This is a genomic window from Desulfovibrio sp. X2 (genome assembly GCF_000422205.1).
Taxonomy (GTDB): domain Bacteria; phylum Desulfobacterota; class Desulfovibrionia; order Desulfovibrionales; family Desulfovibrionaceae; genus Alkalidesulfovibrio.
This window is the reverse complement of sequence record NZ_ATHV01000061.1, coordinates 1-731: the sequence shown is the minus strand read 5'-3', so window position 1 is coordinate 731 and position 731 is coordinate 1. Positions and strand designations below refer to the sequence as shown.

Annotated in this window: 1 protein-coding gene and 1 pseudogene; both read left to right on the top strand. The window is 65.5% G+C overall.

Annotated features, from left to right (window positions below; translation table 11 throughout):
* Window positions 1–215: pseudogene (locus DSX2_RS13685) on the top strand (xanthine phosphoribosyltransferase); the annotation flags it as partial.
* Between the two features lie 46 nt (window positions 216–261).
* A partial coding sequence (locus tag DSX2_RS13680) for a BMP family ABC transporter substrate-binding protein (protein WP_020881672.1) occupies window positions 262–731 on the top strand: 470 nt, incomplete at its 3' end.

Sequence of the window (731 nt, the reverse complement as noted above, 5' to 3'; positions counted from 1 at the left end):
ACGACCTCGTGGACTCCGGGAAGACGCTCAGGCACCTGCGGGGGCTGCTTCCCAAGGCGCGTTTCGCCACGGTCTACGCGAAACCCGCGGGCAAGCCCCTGGTGGACGTGTACATCACCGAGGTCAGCCAGGACACCTGGATCCTCCAGCCCTGGGATTCCGAGACGCAGTTCGTGCAGCCCATCGTCAAGCTGCGCACGGGCGACGGCGCCTGAAATTTTTTCGCACAGACACATCAACCTTTTTCAAGGAGTTCCGGTCATGCGCATCCTGATGAGGGTCCTGTTCGTGGTCCTTCTCGCCATGCTGGCGCTCGGCTGCGGCGAGGACAAGAAGCAGCCCGAGAAGAAGCAGGAGGCTCCGGCCAAGGCCGAGGCCCCGGCTGCGGCTCCGGCTCCCGCCGCTACGCCCGGCAAGACGCTCAAGGTGGGCTTCGTCTACGTCTCGCCCATCGGCGACGCGGGCTATTCCTACGCCCACGACCAGGGCCGCAAGGCCATCGCGGACATGCCCGGCGTGGAGACCTCCTACGTGGAGGCCGTGCCCGAGGGCGCGGACGCCGAGCGCGTGCTGACCAAGATGGCGCGTGACGGCTACGGCCTGATCTTCGCCACCTCCTTCGGCTACATGGACTCCGTGATCAAGGTCGCCAAGGACTATCCGAACGTGATCTTCGAGCACTGCTCGGGCTTCAAGCGCGCGGACAACGTGGGCACCTACTTCGGCCGCAT